Origin of the sequence: Xanthobacter sp. AM11 (genome assembly GCF_047444035.1) — a bacterium.
Classification (GTDB): domain Bacteria; phylum Pseudomonadota; class Alphaproteobacteria; order Rhizobiales; family Xanthobacteraceae; genus Xanthobacter.
Window position 1 is genome coordinate 2,550,407 of record NZ_JBLAOA010000001.1, and the last position, 17,711, is coordinate 2,568,117.

Annotated in this window: 18 protein-coding genes; 12 read left to right on the forward strand and 6 right to left on the reverse strand. The window is 70.8% G+C overall.

From position 1 onward, the window contains the following. Positions 1 to 3 precede the first annotated feature (3 nt). A complete protein-coding gene (locus ACI7BZ_RS11695; protein WP_414117323.1) occupies positions 4 to 186 on the reverse strand; it encodes a hypothetical protein in 183 nt (60 codons plus the stop codon). On the opposite strand from ACI7BZ_RS11695, the gene ACI7BZ_RS11700 reads away from it, so the two are divergent. Then, complete coding sequence (locus ACI7BZ_RS11700) at positions 185 to 316, forward strand: hypothetical protein (protein WP_414117324.1); 132 nt, start codon at positions 185 to 187, stop codon at positions 314 to 316. The genes ACI7BZ_RS11695 and ACI7BZ_RS11700 overlap by 2 nt on opposite strands. A 408-nt stretch (positions 317 to 724) precedes the next feature. Here the strand turns inward: ACI7BZ_RS11700 and fae are convergent, their stop codons facing one another. Then, the gene (gene fae / locus ACI7BZ_RS11705; protein WP_414117325.1) at positions 725 to 1,234 is read right to left on the reverse strand and encodes a formaldehyde-activating enzyme; all 510 of its coding nucleotides are present in this window, start codon (positions 1,232 to 1,234) and stop codon (positions 725 to 727) included. An 85-nt stretch (positions 1,235 to 1,319) separates the two neighbouring features. Further along, on the reverse strand, positions 1,320 to 2,555 hold the full coding sequence (locus ACI7BZ_RS11710) for a glycoside hydrolase family 2 TIM barrel-domain containing protein (RefSeq protein ID WP_414117326.1): 1,236 nt from the start codon (positions 2,553 to 2,555) through the stop codon (positions 1,320 to 1,322). Positions 2,556 to 2,785: 230 nt separating this feature from the next. On the opposite strand from ACI7BZ_RS11710, the gene ACI7BZ_RS11715 reads away from it, so the two are divergent. The 5 genes from ACI7BZ_RS11715 to ACI7BZ_RS11735 all read left to right on the forward strand — a co-directional run bounded on the left by ACI7BZ_RS11715 (position 2,786) and on the right by ACI7BZ_RS11735 (position 7,956). Then, positions 2,786 to 4,156, forward strand: a complete 1,371-nt coding sequence (locus tag ACI7BZ_RS11715; RefSeq protein WP_414117327.1) for an NAD(P)H-dependent oxidoreductase — start codon at positions 2,786 to 2,788, stop codon at positions 4,154 to 4,156. A 109-nt stretch (positions 4,157 to 4,265) separates the two neighbouring features. Beyond that, positions 4,266 to 5,171: a metallophosphoesterase family protein gene (locus ACI7BZ_RS11720; RefSeq protein ID WP_414117328.1), complete on the forward strand. Its 906-nt coding sequence runs from the start codon at positions 4,266 to 4,268 to the stop codon at positions 5,169 to 5,171. Between the two features lie 273 nt (positions 5,172 to 5,444). Then, the gene (locus ACI7BZ_RS11725) at positions 5,445 to 5,963 is read left to right on the forward strand and encodes a Spy/CpxP family protein refolding chaperone (protein WP_414117329.1); all 519 of its coding nucleotides are present in this window, start codon (positions 5,445 to 5,447) and stop codon (positions 5,961 to 5,963) included. A gap of 155 nt (positions 5,964 to 6,118) precedes the next feature. Then, positions 6,119 to 7,357 (forward strand): MFS transporter, encoded by a 1,239-nt coding sequence (locus tag ACI7BZ_RS11730; RefSeq protein WP_414117330.1) that lies wholly within the window; start codon positions 6,119 to 6,121, stop codon positions 7,355 to 7,357. A 143-nt stretch (positions 7,358 to 7,500) separates the two neighbouring features. Continuing rightward, positions 7,501 to 7,956, forward strand: a complete 456-nt coding sequence (locus ACI7BZ_RS11735) for a hypothetical protein (RefSeq protein WP_414117331.1) — start codon at positions 7,501 to 7,503, stop codon at positions 7,954 to 7,956. Positions 7,957 to 8,016: 60 nt separating this feature from the next. Here the strand turns inward: ACI7BZ_RS11735 and ACI7BZ_RS11740 are convergent, their stop codons facing one another. Beyond that, the gene (locus ACI7BZ_RS11740) at positions 8,017 to 8,910 is read right to left on the reverse strand and encodes a LysR family transcriptional regulator (RefSeq protein WP_414117332.1); all 894 of its coding nucleotides are present in this window, start codon (positions 8,908 to 8,910) and stop codon (positions 8,017 to 8,019) included. Between the two features lie 97 nt (positions 8,911 to 9,007). Between ACI7BZ_RS11740 and ACI7BZ_RS11745 the strand changes: the two genes are divergently transcribed. Continuing rightward, the gene (locus ACI7BZ_RS11745) at positions 9,008 to 9,433 is read left to right on the forward strand and encodes a DoxX family protein (protein ID WP_414117333.1); all 426 of its coding nucleotides are present in this window, start codon (positions 9,008 to 9,010) and stop codon (positions 9,431 to 9,433) included. 99 nt (positions 9,434 to 9,532) lie between these two features. Here the strand turns inward: ACI7BZ_RS11745 and ACI7BZ_RS11750 are convergent, their stop codons facing one another. Beyond that, positions 9,533 to 10,540: a polyprenyl synthetase family protein gene (locus ACI7BZ_RS11750; RefSeq protein WP_414117334.1), complete on the reverse strand. Its 1,008-nt coding sequence runs from the start codon at positions 10,538 to 10,540 to the stop codon at positions 9,533 to 9,535. Between the two features lie 115 nt (positions 10,541 to 10,655). Between ACI7BZ_RS11750 and ACI7BZ_RS11755 the strand changes: the two genes are divergently transcribed. The 5 genes from ACI7BZ_RS11755 to ACI7BZ_RS11775 all read left to right on the forward strand — a co-directional run bounded on the left by ACI7BZ_RS11755 (position 10,656) and on the right by ACI7BZ_RS11775 (position 17,359). Further along, entirely contained in the window at positions 10,656 to 10,883 is a 228-nt protein-coding gene (locus ACI7BZ_RS11755) for a putative signal transducing protein (RefSeq protein WP_414117335.1), read from the forward strand. After that, positions 10,873 to 11,649, forward strand: coding sequence for a tRNA1(Val) (adenine(37)-N6)-methyltransferase (locus ACI7BZ_RS11760; protein WP_414117336.1), 777 nt, complete (start codon positions 10,873 to 10,875; stop codon positions 11,647 to 11,649). The genes ACI7BZ_RS11755 and ACI7BZ_RS11760 overlap by 11 nt, the downstream gene beginning before the upstream one ends. A 45-nt stretch (positions 11,650 to 11,694) precedes the next feature. Beyond that, entirely contained in the window at positions 11,695 to 12,564 is an 870-nt protein-coding gene (locus ACI7BZ_RS11765) for a S49 family peptidase (protein ID WP_414117337.1), read from the forward strand. Positions 12,565 to 12,786: 222 nt separating this feature from the next. Continuing rightward, a complete protein-coding gene (locus tag ACI7BZ_RS11770; RefSeq protein ID WP_414117338.1) occupies positions 12,787 to 14,466 on the forward strand; it encodes an NAD+ synthase in 1,680 nt (559 codons plus the stop codon). A gap of 184 nt (positions 14,467 to 14,650) precedes the next feature. Continuing rightward, on the forward strand, positions 14,651 to 17,359 hold the full coding sequence (locus ACI7BZ_RS11775; RefSeq protein ID WP_414117339.1) for a DUF2339 domain-containing protein: 2,709 nt from the start codon (positions 14,651 to 14,653) through the stop codon (positions 17,357 to 17,359). Between the two features lie 6 nt (positions 17,360 to 17,365). Here the strand turns inward: ACI7BZ_RS11775 and ACI7BZ_RS11780 are convergent, their stop codons facing one another. Then, on the reverse strand, positions 17,366 to 17,686 hold the full coding sequence (locus ACI7BZ_RS11780; RefSeq protein WP_414117340.1) for a YnfA family protein: 321 nt from the start codon (positions 17,684 to 17,686) through the stop codon (positions 17,366 to 17,368). Positions 17,687 to 17,711: the final 25 nt, after the last annotated feature.

Genomic DNA, 17,711 nt, shown 5'->3' on the forward strand with positions numbered 1-17,711 from the left:
GCTTTAATGGCCGTTCAAGAAAATGAGCTGCAGGCTGCTGCGGCTGCGGGAGGACAAATTGGCATTCGAAATCAAAAGGACCATGCGATCGCCCTCAGGGCACGCTGCGGCGAGGAGCATCGCCGTCCAAGATGATTTCGCGCGCAACAGCGCTGCGGTGATGGTGGTGGCGTTTTCGTGCGCCATGTCCGGCCTGCTGATGGGTCTTTGCCTCGCGGGGGCCCATTGGTCCGCCCTCGCCTTCCTGTTCGGCGCCGTTCTTGCCGGCACCGGCACTTGGTTTGCCCGCGACCTGATGGAGCATCTTCGCGGCTGACGCCCCGGGCACCGGTTTCCTGCTGGTGCCAGCAGTGCGGTGCTGACGGTCGGCGGGGCGGGGCAGGGTCCCTCTCCACCGTCTCGCCGCGGGCCGGCTACGGGCCTTCTGCCCGATGGGAGGCCATGCCGGGTTCCCGTGGATGCCGGGTCCCCGTGCCGGCAGGCCGGGCGCATCCGGGCGGGCAACATCCGGGTGGGTGCATCCGGGCGGGTGCATGGGCTGCGCCGTCACCGGTCCGCCGTCCGCTTCTTTCCCAAACTCTGGAACAGCCGGCGAGGCCGCCCGCAGGGGCGCGCGCCGCCTCATCCCATCGGCCCCGGTCTTTGACCGGTGCCGAGCAGGTTCGCTCATGCGCCGCGCGGGCTTGTCCCATGTCCCATGAGCAGTGCTCACGGGCCGCTGGGATCAATCGGCGGCGAACGGGTGGCGGGCGCTGCCCGCGCGCTCCAGCACCTCCTGGGGCCGGGGAGAGCCCGTTGCGGCACGCTCGATCGCCTGCCGGGTGGCCTCGTAGTTGAATTGCTGGATCTTGGCATCATCGGTGGCATCCCAATGGATGAAGACGCCGACGCAGATGAAGATGTCGTCCGCCTCCTCCACCGGAATGATGCCCTCGGCCACGCAATCGGTGACCGCCTTGGCCACGGCATATTGGGCGGGGCCGAACATCTGCACCGCCTGGCGGGCATCCTTGATGGTCACCTTGTTGAACAGCACCGTGGCGGGCTTGGCCAGCAGGTTCGGCTCCACCACCGCAAGCAGGGTGGTGAAGCCCGCCTTGTTGTTGGTGAGCGCGTTGACGAAGGCCATCTCGGCCGGGGAGCCCCGCGGCCCCATGATGAGGTCGATGTGGGCCACCTCGTTGCCTTCCCCCACCAGGGATTCGCCCACCAGCAATCGATCGATCTTCGCCATGAAATGTCCTTGCATGAAGCCGGGATGAAAAATTCAGCAAATGAACACCGCTCCGGCAGCCCGCAGGGGACAGGCGGCGCGTGCTTTATTGTACCTCGAACGGCAGGTTTGCGGTTGCGGCCGCACCCTTTCCGTCGCGCACCACCACGAAGACGCGGTAGCGGCCCGGGGGCAGGGTGGCGAGCCGCGCCCCGCCGAGGGTTGGCTCGTGCACGCCCTGCGGGAAGCTGGGGGGCACCGGCTCCCGATCGCCGCCGATGCTGGGGGCGGTGGTTTCGGCCATCACCTGCCATTCCGCCTTCAGCGGGTCGCCGTCCGGGTCGCTGGCCGCCAGGCGCACCAGGGTGCTGCCCTCCGGCGCGAAGCGCATCGGCCCGGCAAAGCCGAAGGAGAGGATGCGCGGCGCGCGGTTGGGGCCGCCGGGCACGGTGCCGTCCCACGTCTCGGCCATCACCTCCACCGTCTGCGTCCACTCGCCGCTGGGCAGCAGCAGGGAATACCAGGTGGGCGTCACCTCCTGCTTCTGGCCCCACAGGAAGGGCAGGGCGCCCACCCCCGCCTGCCGTGCAGCCGCAAGATAGCGCCGCACGCGATCGGCCTTCTCGGTGGAGGTCAGCTCCGCCCGCGCCCCCCAGGGGGTCTTGGGCGCCTCCCAATGGCCGAGCGCGCCCATCTCGGTGAGGATGACGGGTCCGGTCCAGCCCTGCGCGCGGGCGCGGGCCACGGCGGTCAGCAGCCCGTCGCCGTAGCCGTTGATGCCGAGCACGTCGATATGGGGCGCGAGGCGCTTCACCTGGTCCGCCTTCTGGTTCCCCACCTCGGCCACCACCGCGAGGGTGGGATGCTGGGGGTCCAGCGACTTCACCAGCCGGGCGGCCTCGTCGATGGCCGGCCACACCGCCATCGCCTCCTCCGGCGGCAGCTCCACCTCCACCTCATTGCCGATGCCCCACATGAGCAGCGCCGGGTGGACGCGATAGCGCTCCACCATGTGGCGCAGGGCCTCCAGCTGGCCGGCCACGGCGGCGCGGTTGGAATAATCGAAGCCGAGGCGGGGATGGCCCAGCCAGAAGCCCACGATCACCTTCAGCCCGGCGCGCTGGGCGGCGTCCAGGATCTCGCCGGGGTCCTCCCCGTAGGTGCGGATGACATTGGCGCCGAGCGCCTTCAGCTCGGCCAGCCGCCCCAGCGCGCTGGCGCCGTTGGGCACGAAGGGGCGGCCGTCCACGATGATCTGGGCGCCCCGGACGGTGACCTGGGAGGCGCGGGCGGCGGAGGGGATGAGCATGGCGGCAAGGGTAAGGCAAAGGGCAGCACGCACGGAACAGGCTCCCGGTGGCGGATCGAGGCGGGAATGCGGTGCACCATGAAGGGTGCGAGACAGCGGCGGCAACATCAACTTATTGTGGGTTTTGCAAATCGTTTCAGACCACCGCGCCGGGCGTGCGGCTTCCGGCAGTCGCCGCCGGGAGGCGCGTGCGGGCGGGACACAAGGGCCGGAGCCACGGCCCGTGCATCGGCCTGACGATTCCCGCAGCAGGAGGACGCCCCATGAATCTCGCCCGCAAGCTCAAGGCCCGCGCCGCGGAAGGCCGGCCGGTCCGCGTCGGTCTCATCGGCGCCGGAAAGTTCGGCTCCATGTTCCTGTCCCAGGTGCGCACCACGCCCGGCATGCATCTTTATGGCGTCGCCGACCTCTCCCGCGATCGCGCCGTGGCCGCCCTTGCCGCCACCGGCTGGGACACGGATGCGGCGCTGGCGCGCGATTTCGACACGGCGCGCCGCACCGGCGGCACGGTGGTGACGGAAGACGCGCAAGCCCTCATCGCCGCCGAAGGGCTGGAAGTGCTGGTGGATGCCACGGGCAGCCCGGCGGCGGGCATCCGCCACGCCCTTGCGGCCATCGCCCACGGGCGGCACGTGGTGATGGTGACGGTGGAAGCCGATGTGCTGGCGGGGCCGCTCCTCGCCCGGCGGGCGGAGCAGGCGGGCGTGGTCTATGCGGCGGCCTATGGCGACCAGCCCGCGCTGGTCTGCGACATGGTGGACTGGGCGCAGACCTGCGGCTTCCGGGTGGTGGTGGCGGGCAAGGGCACGCGGCACCTGCCGGCGTTCCATGCCTCCACCCCGGACACGGTGTGGGACAACCTCGCCATCCCGCGCGAGATGGCCGCGGCCGGCGGCATGAACCCGCAGATGTTCAATTCCTTCGTGGACGGCACCAAGTCGGCCATCGAGATGGCGGCCATCTCCAACATGACCGGGCTGAAGGCGCCGCGCGACGGGCTGGCGTTCCCGCCCTGCGGGGTGGACGACCTGCCGCGCCTCCTGAAGCCGCGCGCCGACGGCGGGGTGCTGGAGGAAACCGGCATGGTGGAGGTGGTGTCCTCCCTGGAGCTGGACGGGCGGCCGGTGTTCCGCGACCTGCGGTGGGGCGTCTATGTGGTGCTGGAGGCCGACCCCTCCCCGCGGGGGGACTATGCCCGGCGCTGCTTCAGGGAATACGGCATGGTCACCGACCCGTCGGGCCGCTACACGGCGCTTTACCGGCCGTTCCACCTCATCGGGCTGGAGCTGGGGGTCTCGGTGGCGGCGGCGGCCCTGCGGGGCGAGGCGACGGGCGCCGCCATCGGCTTCTTCTCCGATGTGGCGGCCACCGCCAAGCGCGACCTTGCCGCCGGCGAGATGCTGGACGGGGAGGGGGGCCACACCGTCTACGGCCGGATCATGCGGGCCGAGGAGTCGCTTTTGCGCGGCGTGCTGCCCATCGGCCTTGCCCATCGGGTGGTGCTGAAGCGGCCGGTGGCGAAGGGCGCGGCGATCGGCTGGGCGGACGTGGAGATGGCGGACAGCGACACCGTGCGCATCCGCCGCGAGATGGAGGCCATGTTCGCGCCCGAGCCGGAGCGCCTGCGCGCCTGAGGGACAGCACCCCCCGCCCGGCTTCGGCCGGGCGGGTTGATCCGCCCCGCCGCGGCGGCAGCCGTGATCTGTTATAAGCCCCGGCATTGCAGCGCAGCGGGGTCCGTCCATGTATGTCATCGCCCACCTCTCCGATCCGCATCTCGGCCCCATTCCCGAGGCGCGGCTCTCCGAGCTGCTGGGCAAGCGCTTCTTCGGGATGATGAACTGGATCGGCGCCCGGCGGCGCAATTTCGGCGCCTCCACCCTCGGTCCGCTCATGGACGACCTCGCGGCCCAGGACCCGGACCACATCTGCGTCACCGGCGACCTGGTGAATGTGAGCCTACCGGAGGAGTTCGACACGGGCGCCACCTTCCTGTCGTCCCTCGGCGCGCCGGAGAAGGTGAGCGTGGTGCCGGGCAACCACGACGCCTATGTGCGCTCCGCCATGCATTACCACCTGGAGCGGTGGGCCCCCTTCCTGGCGGGCGACGACACCCACCCGCATACGCCGGTGGATGTGGATTCCTTCCCCTTTGTCCGCCGCCGGGGCGACGTGGCGGTGGTGGGCGTTTCCACCGCCGTGCCCACCGCCGTTTTCCTCGCCAGCGGCGAGGCCGGGCGGGGCCAGCTCGGCCGGCTTGCGGCGCTGCTGACGGAGCTGCAGGAGGAGGGGCTGTTCCGGGTGGTGATGATCCACCATCCCCCGGTGGGGGAGCGCCCATTCCACCGCGACCTGCGCGATGCTGCGGCGGTGCGCGCCGTGCTCGCCCGCGCCGGGGCGGAGCTGGTGATCCATGGCCACGACCACCGCGCCAGCCTCGGCCGCATTCCGGCGCCCGGGGGGGCGATCCCGGTGGTGGGGGTGCCCTCCGCCTCCGCCGGGCCGGAAGACGATCGCGGTCCGGGCGGCTATTGCCTCTACCGGGTGTCCGGCGCCCACGGCGCCTGGCGCTGCGAGATGGAGCGGCGCGGCTATGCGCCGGGCAGTAGCACGGTGCAGTCGCTCGGCTGCGAAGTCCTCTCGGGCTAGGGCACGCGCCGATCAGCTTGCATCGCAAGCGGATCGGACAACGCGTTCTCTATCCTTAAGTGAGAAGGCGATTCACCGATCAAATTGAGTCCATTTGATCGGATCGCGCTCTAGATGCTGAAGTCGTGGCGGCAGGGCAGCCCCCTGCTGGCTGTATGTATCATCCTGGGAACTTTGTAACATCTTGATACAGTGAATTAATTACCGAACTTTAAGTTGCCCTGCGGCGCCCCGCGGCCGATGCTTCCTTCGCCCCTTCAAGGAGGACCAATCATGAAGAAAGCAGTCATCGCCGCCGCCGCGGCTGCCCTTATTGCCGGCTCTGCGGCAACCTATGCGGCCAACACCTCCGGCGGGCCCGAGCGGCAGGGCCGCTGGCAGCCGAGCGCGGAAGACCGCGTCATTCTCACCGATGCGCGCATCGCCGCCTTGAAGGCGTCGCTCAAGCTCACCCCCGATCAGGAAAAGCTCTGGCCCGGGGTTGAGGCGACGCTGAAGGACGTGGCCAAGGAGCGCATTGCGCGGCGTGACGAGGCCCGGGCGGCGCGCGAGGCGGCGCGGCAGGCGACCACTCCGGTCGATCCCATCGCCCGCATGCGCGCCGTCGCCAGCCGGATGGATGCCGGCGCCGCGGACTTGCGCAAGATCGCCGACGCGGCGGACCCCCTCTACAAGTCCCTGGACGACGCCCAGAAGCGCCGGCTCAACCTGGTCATCCGCCAGAACATGCGCGGCATGGGCGGGCCCGGCTGGCACCACGGCCCCCACGGGGACGGGCCGCGCCGCGGCTGAGCGGGCAAGGCGGCGGCGGGAAACCTTCCGCCGCCGCCAATCCATGAGGATGCTTCATGGATTGCGTGACAATTATTGATTTTCATCGGTAGGGAAGATGGCCATACACTGAGCGCGAAGGGCGCCCGACGCGGCGCCGCCGAGCGAGCATTTCCATGTCTGCCATGTCCTCCCCGCCGGCTGCGCGCAGCGCCGTTCCGGTTGCCCTGATTCTGGTGGCCGGGTGCGCCATCGCCCTCATCACCTTCGGGCCGCGGTCCGTGTTCGGCCTGTTCCTGCTGCCCATGACGCAGGAGAACGGCTGGGACCGTAACATCTTCTCCATCGCCGTGGCGGTGCAGAACCTGCTGTGGGGCCTCGGCGCGCCCTTTGCCGGGGCGGTGGCCGACCGGTTCGGCACCGTGCGGGTGCTGTGTGGCGGCGCGCTGCTCTATGCGGCGGGGCTGGTGGTGATGGCCTTTGCCGACACGGCGGGGCTGCTCTATCTGAGTGCCGGCGTGCTGGTGGGCTTCGGGCTTTCCGCCGCATCCTTCAACCTGGTGCTGGCCGCATTCGGCAAGCTGCTGCCCAACCACCTGAAGTCGCTCGGCTTCGGCGCGGCGACGGCGGCCGGCTCCTTCGGCCAGTTCCTGTTCCCGCCCATCACCGGCGCGCTCATGGACAGCATCGGCTGGCAGGAAACGGCCATGGTGTTCGGCGCCTCGCTGCTGCTCGTCATGCCCTTCTCGCTGGCGCTGGCGACCCGCGGGGCGGCTGCGCCTGCGGTGGCTGCCGCGCCGCAGCAGAGCATCGGCAGCGCCCTGGCCGAGGCGCTGCGGCATCCCAGCTATGTGATGCTGGTGCTGGGCTTCTTCACCTGCGGCTTCCAGCTGGCCTTCGTCACGGTGCACATGCCCGCCTTCCTGGTGGACGAGGGCATGACCCTGACCGTGGGGGCCACCACCCTCGCCCTCATCGGCCTGTTCAACATCCTCGGCTCGCTCACCGCCGGCTACCTGTCCAACCGGGTGTCGCGCAAGTGGCTGCTGGCGTGGATCTATGCGGGGCGGGGGGTGGCCATCACCCTGTTCATCGCGCTGCCGGTCACGCCTTTGTCCTGCTACCTTTTCGGGGCGGCCATGGGCTTCCTGTGGCTGTCCACGGTGCCGCCCACCTCCGGCCTGGTGATGCTGATGTTCGGCACCCGCTACATGGCCATGCTGTATGGCTTCGCCTTCTTCTCCCATCAGGTGGGCGGCTTCCTGGGGGTGATGCTGGGGGGCTGGCTCTATGTGACGCTGGGCTCCTATGACTGGGTGTGGTGGCTCTCCGTGGCGCTGTCCTTCGCCTCCGCGGCCATCAACCTGCCCATCAAGGAGCAGCCGGTCCACCGGGCGGGGGTCGCCGCCGCCTGAGGGGGCGGCGGGAAAGGCACGCCCCGCCAAAATCCGCATCGGCCGGCGCCTCCGCGGGGCCGGTTGCAGGCCTGACTCTTGACAAGGGCAGGGCGGGTCTGCGCAACGTGGTACCAAATCAATCAGGCATTTGCGAACGAGCCATGCGCAGCATCCTTCTCGCGGCCGTCGCCCTCGCCACTCTGGCGTCGGTCCCGGCCGCAGCCCAGCAACTGAACGCCGAGCAGGCACGTCTGTTCGTGATCGGCCGCACCTTCTCCTTCAACTGCTTCGAGGGCTCCAGCGGGTCCGGCCGCATCTATGCCGACGGCTCCGTGGCGGGCATCATCGCCCTGCGGGAGAAGCCGCCGCGCTTTGTGCGCCTGCCGCCCAACACCCTGCGGGTGCGCGGCGATGCGGTCTGCGGCTTCGTGCAGGGCATGACCTTCGAGCCCTGCTTCGACCTGGTGAAGACCGGGCCGTCCTCGTTCCGGGGCTCCCTGGCCGGGGTGCAGACCATGTGGTGCGAGTTTACCGGCGGGGCCGGTGATCGTCAGCAGGTGGCCTCGCGCCGCTCCAAGGCCAAGACCCGCAGCACGACGGAAGCCTCCGCCGAATAGGGCTGCGCCGGAAAAGCGCGGCGCTGATTCGCAGCGCCGGGTCCCCTGGCTTTCCTGCCCCTAGCTTTCCTGCCCCTCGATGCGCGGCCGCAGGCGGGCGAGTTCGCGCCCGGCATGCTCCATGAAGGTGCGCACCCGGGCGGTCGCCTTGATGTCCGGGTGGGTGAGCAGCCACAGGCCGGATTCCATCTCCGATTGCGGCTCCATCAGCCGGACCAGGCCGGGCGTGACCGAGGCGATGAAGCAGGGCAGCACCGCCAGGCCGATCCCCGCCGCCGCCGCTTCCGCCAGCCCGAGCACGGTGTTGATGCGGTAGATGAGCTTCTCCTCGCCCACCCGCTCGCGCAGCCATTTCGCCGGCTTGATGGCGCCGAGATTGTCGGAGAAGCCGATCCAGTCGTAGCGGCGCAGGTCGCCCACGGCCAGCGGCTCCGCAGGTGCAAGGTCGGCGCGGCAATAGATGCCCCAGGCGATGGAGGCGATGCGCCGGCCCACCAGCGTGTCCCCGGGCCGGTCGTTGGCGCGGATGGCCACGTCCGCATCCCGCTTGGACAGGCTCAGGGACTGGTTGGAAACCACCACGTCCAGCCGGATCTCCGGGTAGGCGGCGCGGAACGAGGCGAAGACCGGGGTGAGCATATGCACCAGGAGGGTGTCGTTGGTGGTCACCCGCAGTTCGCCGGAAGGGCGCAGATCCTGCCCGGTGATGCGCCGCTCCACCGCGAGCACCTCCTCGGCCATGCGCTCGGCAAGCCGGACCATCTCCTCCCCGGTGGGGGTGGGCACGTAGCCGGAGCGGGCGCGTTCGAACAGGCGCGCCCCCAGCTGCGCCTCCAGCGTGCCGAGGCGGCGGAAGATGGTGGAGTGGTTGACGTTGAGCTGCTCGGCGGCGCCGGCGAGGCTGCCGCTTTCGGAAATCGCCTGAACCAGACGGAAATCGTCCCACGCGATCATATTGCACCAATGCAAATTGACACTGCTGTTTGTGAGTATGGTCTTGCATTCGTGAGAAAGCTAGATGTGGTGCCACCTCAAACCGGAGATCACTCCCATGGTTGACGCCCGCACTGCCCCCTACGGCCTCCTCCTCCTTCGCCTCGCCCTCGGCTTCATGTGGCTGACCCACGGGCTGATGAAGGTGTTCGTGTTCACCATTCCCGGCTTTGCCGGCTTCCTCGCCAAGATCGGCCTGCCGTCCCAGCTGGCGCTGCCGCTGATTGCGGCCGAGATCGTCGGCGGCCTGCTCATCATGTCCGGCGTCTATGCCCGCCAGGTGGCGGTGCTGCTCATTCCGGTGATGCTGGGCGCGCTCAATTTCCACCTGCCCAACGGCTGGGTGTTCTCCGCGCCGGGCGGCGGCTGGGAATATCCCGCTTTCCTGGTGGTCGCCTCGCTGGTGGTGGCCCTTGCCGGTGAAGGCGCCTACGCCTTGAAGCCCGCGGCGCTGATCCCCGGCCGGCGTCCCGCCGTCGCCTGATCGCACCTTCGCCCCATCCCCCCGGCCGGCCCGCCTGCGCGTGGCCGGCCGCTTGGCTTCATGCCGCAGGATCGCGGCCGGGACGGCGCGGACCCGGCGTCAGTGGGCGCGGGCGAGGCAGAAGTCCACGGCCTCCATCAGCGCATCCTTGGCCTTGCTGGCTGGGAACAGGGCCAGCGCATCCTTGGAGATGGCGCCGTAGTGCCGGGCGCGTTCCACCGTATCGGAGATGGCGCGGTGCCGGGTGAGCAGGCCGATGGCGTGGTCGAGGTCGGCGTCGCTCACCTCGCTGCGCTCCAGGCATTTCTGCCAGAAGGCCCGCTCCTTCGCGTCGCCGCGGCGGAAGGCGAGGAGCACGGGAAGGGTGATCTTGCCCTCGCGGAAGTCGTCGCCCACATTCTTGCCGAGCTTGGCCTGGCTGCCGCCATAGTCCAGCGCATCGTCCACCAGCTGGAAGGCGATGCCGAGATTCATGCCGTAGGAGCGGCAGGCCGCCTGCTCCGCCTTCGGCCGCTGGCCCAGCACCGCCCCCACCTCGCAGGCGGCGGCGAACAGCTCTGCCGTCTTGCCGCGGATGACGGCGAGGTAGTCGTCTTCCGAGGTCTGGGTGTTCTTGGCGGCGGCCAGCTGCATCACCTCGCCTTCGGCGATGACGCAGGCGGCGGTGGACAGGATGTCGAGGCAGACGATGGACCCCACCTCCACCATCATGCGGAACGCCTGGCCGAGCAGGAAATCGCCCACCAGCACGCTGGCTTCGTTGCCCCAGAGCTTGCGGGCGGCGAGCTTGCCGCGGCGCATGTCGCTCTCGTCCACCACGTCGTCGTGCAGCAGGGTGGCGGTGTGCATGAACTCCACGGACGCCGCCAGCTTCACATGGCCGTCGCCCCGATAGCCGGAGAGCGCGGCGCAGGCGAGCGTCAGCATCGGCCGCAGCCGCTTGCCGCCGGAGGAGATGAGGTGGTTGGCCACCTCGGGAATCATCGCCACGTCGGAGCCCGTGCGCGCCAGGATGGCGGCGTTCACGCGCTCCATGTCCGCCTTCACGAGGGCCACGAGGGCCTCGATGGACGGTTCGTTCGGCTCGAACGGCAGGACGAGGGCCAAGAAACGCTCCCGCTTGTCAATCTTCGGGGCGCACCATAGGGATGCTGACCGGCTCCGTGCAAGCGCCGCCGGCCCGCGGGGCGCCGCATATCGCCGCAACTTCAGGTGTTTTGCGATGCAGGAGGTGGTTCGAACCAACGATCTGGTGCTGCTTGGCGCCATCGAGGCCCTGCTCACGTCCGCCGACATCGGCCATTTGGTCGCGGACGGCCACATGAGCGCCATGGAGGGGTCCATCGGCATTTTCCCCCGGCGCCTGCTGGTGCCCGACGACGAGGCGCCGCGGGCGCGCCGCCTGCTGGAGGAAGCCGGCTTCGGCGCCGCGCTGCGCCATGGCGGGTGAGGTGCCGGCACCCGGCCCGGAAATCACGTCCGACGGCGTGCTGGGCGGCCGCCTGCGCCTGCGCCAGCCGGCCAGTGGCCACCGGGTGGGCCATGACGCCTTGCTGCTCGCCGCCTTCGCGCCGGACGACCGCCGCCGTGCGGTGGACCTTGGCGCGGGGGTGGGCAGCGCCGGCCTGGCCTTCCTCACCCGCGTGCCGGCCGCGCGGGCGACCCTGGTGGAGATCGACCCGGCCCTTGCCGTTCTCGCCGGCGAGAATGTGCGGCTGAACGGCCTTGCGGACCGCTGCACGGCGGTGGTGGCGGACGTGGGGATCGTCGCCCGGCCGTCCGGGCCGGGCGAGCCCCTCGCCGGTGCCGCCGACCTGGTATTGACCAATCCGCCATTCAACGCCGAGGCGCGGCACAACACCTCGCCCAACGGCGGCCGTGCCCGCGCCCACATGGCCGAGGCGGGCCTGCTGGCGGAATGGGTGCGGGCCGCGGACCGCTGCCTTTCGGCCCGTGGCGTGCTGTGCCTCATCCACCGGCCGGAGGCGCTGGAGGACATTTTCCGTGCGCTCGCCGGCCGGTTCGGCGCGGTGGAGATCCTGCCCGTGCATCCGCGGCCGGACCGGCCCGCCGTGCGCCTGCTGGTGCGGGCGGTGAAGGGGCGGCGCACGGCGCCGACGCTGCTTCCCGCTCTGGTGCTGGCGGAACGCGACGGCACCGCGACGGCGGCGGCCCAGGCGGTGCTGCGGTCCGCCGCCGGCCTGCCGCTGGCATGAGCGCGGTGCCTTGAGCCCGTCACCTCGACCCCCTACATCTGGGACATGGCCGATCCTTTCCTCTCCTCCGTTTCGCGCCGCCTCCGCGGCATCCTGCCCAGACGCTGGCGCCGCGACCTGCCGGTGGTGCCGGTGGTGCGGCTCGCCGGCCCCATCGGCATGGGCAGCCCCTTCAGCCGCAGCCTGACCCTGGCCGGCGTCGCCCCCGCCCTCGAAAAGGCGTTCGGCATGAAGGGCGCGCCGGCGGTGGCGCTGCTCATCAATTCGCCGGGCGGGGCGCCGGTGCAGTCGCATCTCATCTTCAAGCGCATCCGGGCGCTCGCGCAGGAAAAGGACAAGCACGTCTTCGCCTTCGTGGAGGATGCGGCAGCTTCCGGCGGCTACATGATCGCCTGCGCCGCGGACGAGATCTTCGCCGATCCCTGCTCCATCGTCGGCTCCATCGGCGTGGTCACGGCCGGCTTCGGCTTCAACCAGGCCATCGCCAGGCTGGGCATCGAGCGGCGGGTCTACACGGCCGGCGAGCGGAAGGTGACGCTGGACCCCTTCCGCCCCGAGCAGCCCGAGGACATCGAGCGCCTCGACACGCTCCTGAAAGAGCTTCACACGGTCTTCGCCGACCTGGTGCGCGCCCGCCGCGGCACGGCACTGGCCGCCGACGACGAGACGCTGTTCTCGGGCGAGTTCTGGCTCGGCACCCAGGCCGCCGGCCTCGGCCTGGTGGACGGGCTGGGCGATGTGCGCTCCATCCTCAAGGCGCGCTACGGCGAGGAGGTGGTGATGCCGCTGGTGCCGACCTCCTCCTTCTTCCTGCGTCGGCCGGGCGGCTTTTCCGGCAGTCTCGCGCAGGCCGCAACCGAAGGGGTGGCGGCCGCGGTGGAGGAGCGGGCCATGTGGTCGCGCCTCGGCCTCTAGGGCATGCGCCGATCAGCTTGCAACCCAAGCTGATCGGGTAGCGCATTCTCTATCCTTAAGTTGGAGGGCGATCCGATCAAGGGGAGCCGCGCCGGCCTCCTGTGGCCGGCTCCGGCTCCCGGCCTCCCGGCACGGCCGGGAACTGGCGCGCGATGAGGCAGAATCCGCACCTGCACGTTTCTTCTTCTTTCCCCCGTTCAAGCCTGCGGTTACACCAGAATCATGACGACGCCCGACCCCGCCACGCCCGCCGATACGCTCTTCATCGCCGTTGCGCAGCTCAACCCCACGGTGGGTGACGTGGCCGGCAATCTCGACCTCGCCCGCCGTACCCGGGACAGCGCCCGCGAGGCCGGGGCCGACCTGGTGGTGTTTCCCGAGCTCTTTATCGCCGGCTACCCGCCGGAAGACCTGGTGCTGAAGCCGGCCTTCCAGGAGGCCTGCCGCGCTGCCATCGAGGCGCTGGCGGCGGAGAGCGCGGGCGGTCCGGGCCTGCTCATCGGCGCGCCGTGGGTGGACGAGGGCCGGCTCTACAATTCCGTGCTGCTGCTGGATGGCGGCGCTATCAGCGCGGTGCGCCACAAGGTGGACCTGCCCAATTACGGCGTGTTCGACGAAAAGCGGGTGTTTGCGCAGGGGCCGCTGCCCGGCCCCATTGCGTTCCGGGGCGTGCGGCTGGGCGTGCCCATCTGCGAGGACATCTGGGGCGCGGACGTGGTGGAGTGCCTCGCCGAGACCGGGGCGGAGATCCTCATCGTCCCCAACGGCTCGCCCTATCGCCGCTCGGTCTATGCCGAGCGCGACAATGCGGTGGTGGCCCGGGTGGTGGAGAGCCGCCTGCCGCTGCTCTACGTGAACCAGGTGGGCGGGCAGGACGAACTGGTGTTCGACGGCGCCTCCTTCGCCCTCAATGCCGACCGCTATCTGGCCATGCAGTTCCCCTCCTTCATGGAGCGGGTGCGGCTCACCCGCTGGCAGCGGTTCGAGAACGGCTGGCGCTGCCTGGGCGCCAACATGGCGGACCGCACCGAGGGGGATGCGGCGGACTATGCCGCCTGCGTGGTGGGCCTGCGCGACTATGTGAACAAGAACCGCTTTCCCGGCGTGGTGCTGGGGCTGTCCGGCGGCATCGATTCCGCGCTCGTCGCCGCCATGGCGGTGGATGCGCTGGGGCCGGAGCGGGTCCACTGCATCATGCTGCCGTATCGCTACACCTCGGACGAGAGCCTCTCGGACGCCGCCGCGGTGGCGCAGGCGCTGGGCGTTCGCTACGACATCATGCCCATCTCCACCGCGGTGGAGGGCATGGAGGCGGCGCTCGCCCCCCTGTTCGAGGGCACCCAGCGCGATGTGACGGAAGAGAATCTCCAGTCGCGCGTGCGCGGCACGCTGCTCATGTCGGTGTCGAACAAGTTCGGCGCCATGGTGGTGACCACGGGCAACAAGTCCGAGATGTCCACCGGCTACGCCACCCTTTATGGCGACATGAACGGCGGCTACAACCCCATCAAGGACCTGTACAAGAGCGAGGTGTTCCGCCTCTCGCGCCTGCGCAACCGCTGGAAGCCGGCCGAGGCGCTGGGGCCCGACGGCGTGGTCATTCCCGACCGGCTGATCGACAAGCCGCCCACCGCCGAGCTGCGCGAGAACCAGAAGGACGAGGATTCCCTCCCGCCCTATGCGGTGCTCGACGCCATTCTGGAGCGGCTGGTGGAGGGCGAGCTTTCGGTGGCGCAGATCGTCGGCGAGGGCTACGACGCCGCCACCGTGGCGCGGGTGGAGCGGCTGCTCAACATCGCCGAATACAAGCGCCGGCAGGCGGCGCCGGGGGTGAAGGTGACGGGCCGCAATTTCGGCCGCGATCGCCGCTATCCCATCACCAACCGCTTCCGCGAGGGCTGACGGGGCCGGGGGCTTCCCCCGCGCTGGCCTCGCCCGCAGGGCGCAGCGGGCGGTGTCGGCGCTCTGCTACCGCCGGCCAGGAGATGGAAATCCCTGAGAAGTTTTCAGGGTTTAGAGCGCGCGTGGTAGCGCAGCCTTAGCGATGGCGCTAGGCTTGGCCGGATTTCAACCGGTGGGCGCGGCGATGGATGAGTGGGTCCTTCTCATTCTGGCGGTTCTCGCCTTTCCGGCGATGGTCATCGTCTCCTTCGTCCTCTCCCTCACCCATCGCAGCCGCATCCGCGTGCTGGAGGCCCGGGTGGCCGCGCTGGAGATGCAGGCGCTCGGCGCGATGATGCCCGGGCCGCAGGCGGCGGGGGCCGCTGCGCCGCCTGAAGCTGCGCCCACCCTCGCCCCGGCCGCCCCGCCTGCTGTTGCGGATGTGTCCCGTCCGCCGCCCATCCCCGATCCGCCCGCCACCAGCCCGCCCATCCACGCCCCGGTCACCCCCGGCCGTGCGGCGGACGGGCCGCCGCCGGCGTTCGATCCGGCCCGCCTCAAGGAGCGGCTGTCCGGCTTCGAGGAGAAGGTGGGCGCGCGCTGGGCGGTGTGGGTGGGTGGCATCGCGCTGGCGCTGGGCGGGGTCTTCCTCGTGCGCTTCGCGGTGGAGCAGGACCTCATCGGTCCCGCCGCGCGGGTGGGGCTGGGGCTGGCCCTGGCCGTCCTGCTGCTGGCGGGCGGGGAATGGCTGCGCCGCCACGACCGCCGGGACGATTTCGCCGGCCTGCCCGCCGCCCATGTGCCCAGCGTGCTCACGGCCGCGGGCACCATGACCGCCTTCGGCAGCGTGTTCGCCGCCTATGAGCTTTATCATCTCGTCTCGCCGCAGCTCGCCTTCCTGCTGCTGGCGCTGGTGGGCATCGCCACCCTGCTGGCGGCGCTGCTGCACGGGCCGGCGCTGGCGGCGCTGGGTTTTGTCGGCGCGGCGGTCACGCCCTTTCTCGTCACCACCAGCGAGCCCGATGCGTGGGGCGTTGCGCTGCTGATCGCGGTGGTGGCGGCGAGCGCCCTGGGCGTGGCCCGGGTGCGGCGCTGGGTGTGGCTGGCGCTGCTGGCGATTGCCGGGGTGGTGGCCTGGGGCCTGACGCTGCTTGCGTTCGAAGTGCCGCAGGGGGTGGCGGCGTCCGGCGGGCTGGGCCTGGTGCTGCTCGCCCTCACGGCGGCGCTGCTGGCCCCGGGCCTGCTGTGGGGGCCGCCGGCGGACGAGCGGCCGGACCCGGTTTCCTCCGCCGGTGCCATCGGCGGGCTGGCGGTGGCGGCCGCCGCGGCCGTGGCGGGGCATCTGGAAGCCATGCCGCTGGCCGTCTTCGTCGTCGCCTGCCTGGGCGTGCTGGCCCTGTCCTGGCGGGTGGGGGCCGCCACCTTTGCCGCCGTGGCGGTGGCGGTGCTGGCCCCGGCGCTGCTGACCCAGTGGGTGTTCCCGCCGGAGCCGGGCGCGGCGGTGGCGCCCGGCGGGCCGGTGGCCGGCGTGGTGCCGGAGCCGGTGCGGCTCTCCCTGGGGCATTTCATGGCCTATGGCTTCGGCCTGGGCGTGCTGCTCCTCGGCCTCGGCTTTGCGGGCTCCCGGCGCAGCCGGCGCGGGCTCCTGGCCGTGGGCTGGGCGGTGGCCGGGTCCCTCGGGCCTGTGCTCATGCTGGTGGCGGCCTATGGCAAGCTCGCCGGCTTCGACCGCAACCTGCCGTTCGCGGCGTTGGCCCTGGCTCTGGCCTTCGCCTTCACCCTTGCGGCGGAACGGCTGACCGGGGCCGGCCGCCGCCACGCCGCCACGGTGTTCGCCGCCGGCGCCGTGGTGAGCCTCTGCCTTGCTCTCACCTTCGCGCTGGAAAAGGGCTGGCTGACGGTGAGCCTCGCGCTGGCGGCGCTGGGGGTGGCCTGGGTGTCCACCCGGCGGCCGCTGCCGGGGCTGCGGCGATTTTCCGCCGGCCTCGCTTTGGTGGTGCTGGCGCGCATCATCTGGCTGCCCACCATCGCCGGGGTGAGTCCCGGCGCCACCCCCCTCTTCAACTGGCTGCTCTGGGGCTATGGGGTGCCGGCCGCCGCCTTTGCCGGCGCCGCCTTCCTGCTGCGCGACCGGGACGACTGGAGCCGGCGGGTGCATGAATGCCTTGCCCTGGTCTTCGCCGTGCTGCTGGCGGCCTTCCAGGTGCGTCACCTCGCCCATGGGGGCGATGTCTATGCGCCGGGCACGCGGCTGTTCGAATCCGGCCTCATGGCCTCCATCTACGGGGCCTATGCCGTGGGCCTCGCGCGGCTGGCGGCGGTGACCGGGCGCGGGCTCTACCGCATCTTCTGTGATCTCGTCGCTGTGCTGGCGGGTTTGAGCGCGATGGCCGGCCTCACCGGCAACAACCCGTTCCAGACCGGCGGAAGCGTGGGCGGGCCGGTGTTCAACGACCTTCTGCTGGCCTATGCGCTGCCTGCGGCGCTGGCCCTCGGCTTCGCCGCCCTGCAGCCGCCGGAGCGGGGGAAGGTGCGCATCGCCGCGCAGGCGCTGGCGGTGCTGCTGGGCCTGGCTTACCTCGCCTTCGAGGTCTCCCGCCTGTTCCAGGGGCCGGTGCTGCGGGCCGACGCCATCACCTCGGCCGAATGGTACGCTTATTCCGCCGCCTGGCTGGTGTTCGGCATCCTGCTGCTGGGCCTCGGCCTGTGGCGCGGCGCGCGCACCCTGCGGCTGGCCTCGGCGGCGGTGATGGTGGTGACGGTGCTGAAGGTGTTCCTGTCCGACATGGCGGACCTGGAGGGGGTGTTGCGCGCGGTGTCCTTCATCGGCCTGGGGCTGGTGCTGGTGGCCATGGGCTGGCTGTACCAGCGGCTGCTGGGCCGCAGCCGCCCGGGGTCGCAGGCCGGCGCCTGACCCGCCTCAGCCCCGGGGGCCGAACACGATGACCGCCGCCCCGGCAAGGCACATCAGCGCGCCGGCAGCGTCCCAGCGGTCCGGGCGCACCCCTTCCACCGCCCACAGCCACGCCAGCGACGCCGCAATATAGATGCCCCCATAGGCGGCGAAGGCCCGGCCGGCCGCCTCCGCCTCCACGAAGGTGAGGGCATAGGCGAAGGCGGCAAGGCTGGCTGTGCCGGCCGCCAGCCACCACGGCGCGCCGCCGTGGCGCACCACGTGCCAGAAGGCGAAGCAGCCGCCGATTTCGGCCAGGGCGGCGACGAGGAAGGCGGGCAAAGTCATGCTGTGGCTCCGCGCCGCAGCCTGC

What these genes read in the sequence shown, in the direction of transcription:
- ACI7BZ_RS11700 (WP_414117324.1), top strand. Translation starts at nt 185, where the DNA reads ATGTCCGGCCTGCTGATGGGTCTTTGCCTCGCGGGGGCCCATTGGTCC.
- ACI7BZ_RS11695 (WP_414117323.1), bottom strand. Translation starts at nt 186, where the DNA reads ATGGCGCACGAAAACGCCACCACCATCACCGCAGCGCTGTTGCGCGCG.
- fae (WP_414117325.1), bottom strand. Translation starts at nt 1,234, where the DNA reads ATGGCGAAGATCGATCGATTGCTGGTGGGCGAATCCCTGGTGGGGGAA.
- ACI7BZ_RS11715 (WP_414117327.1), top strand. Translation starts at nt 2,786, where the DNA reads ATGAATCTCGCCCGCAAGCTCAAGGCCCGCGCCGCGGAAGGCCGGCCG.
- ACI7BZ_RS11720 (WP_414117328.1), top strand. Translation starts at nt 4,266, where the DNA reads ATGTATGTCATCGCCCACCTCTCCGATCCGCATCTCGGCCCCATTCCC.
- ACI7BZ_RS11725 (WP_414117329.1), top strand. Translation starts at nt 5,445, where the DNA reads ATGAAGAAAGCAGTCATCGCCGCCGCCGCGGCTGCCCTTATTGCCGGC.
- ACI7BZ_RS11730 (WP_414117330.1), top strand. Translation starts at nt 6,119, where the DNA reads ATGTCTGCCATGTCCTCCCCGCCGGCTGCGCGCAGCGCCGTTCCGGTT.
- ACI7BZ_RS11735 (WP_414117331.1), top strand. Translation starts at nt 7,501, where the DNA reads ATGCGCAGCATCCTTCTCGCGGCCGTCGCCCTCGCCACTCTGGCGTCG.
- ACI7BZ_RS11740 (WP_414117332.1), bottom strand. Translation starts at nt 8,910, where the DNA reads ATGATCGCGTGGGACGATTTCCGTCTGGTTCAGGCGATTTCCGAAAGC.
- ACI7BZ_RS11745 (WP_414117333.1), top strand. Translation starts at nt 9,008, where the DNA reads ATGGTTGACGCCCGCACTGCCCCCTACGGCCTCCTCCTCCTTCGCCTC.
- ACI7BZ_RS11755 (WP_414117335.1), top strand. Translation starts at nt 10,656, where the DNA reads ATGCAGGAGGTGGTTCGAACCAACGATCTGGTGCTGCTTGGCGCCATC.
- ACI7BZ_RS11760 (WP_414117336.1), top strand. Translation starts at nt 10,873, where the DNA reads ATGGCGGGTGAGGTGCCGGCACCCGGCCCGGAAATCACGTCCGACGGC.
- ACI7BZ_RS11765 (WP_414117337.1), top strand. Translation starts at nt 11,695, where the DNA reads ATGGCCGATCCTTTCCTCTCCTCCGTTTCGCGCCGCCTCCGCGGCATC.
- ACI7BZ_RS11770 (WP_414117338.1), top strand. Translation starts at nt 12,787, where the DNA reads ATGACGACGCCCGACCCCGCCACGCCCGCCGATACGCTCTTCATCGCC.
- ACI7BZ_RS11775 (WP_414117339.1), top strand. Translation starts at nt 14,651, where the DNA reads ATGGATGAGTGGGTCCTTCTCATTCTGGCGGTTCTCGCCTTTCCGGCG.
- ACI7BZ_RS11780 (WP_414117340.1), bottom strand. Translation starts at nt 17,686, where the DNA reads ATGACTTTGCCCGCCTTCCTCGTCGCCGCCCTGGCCGAAATCGGCGGC.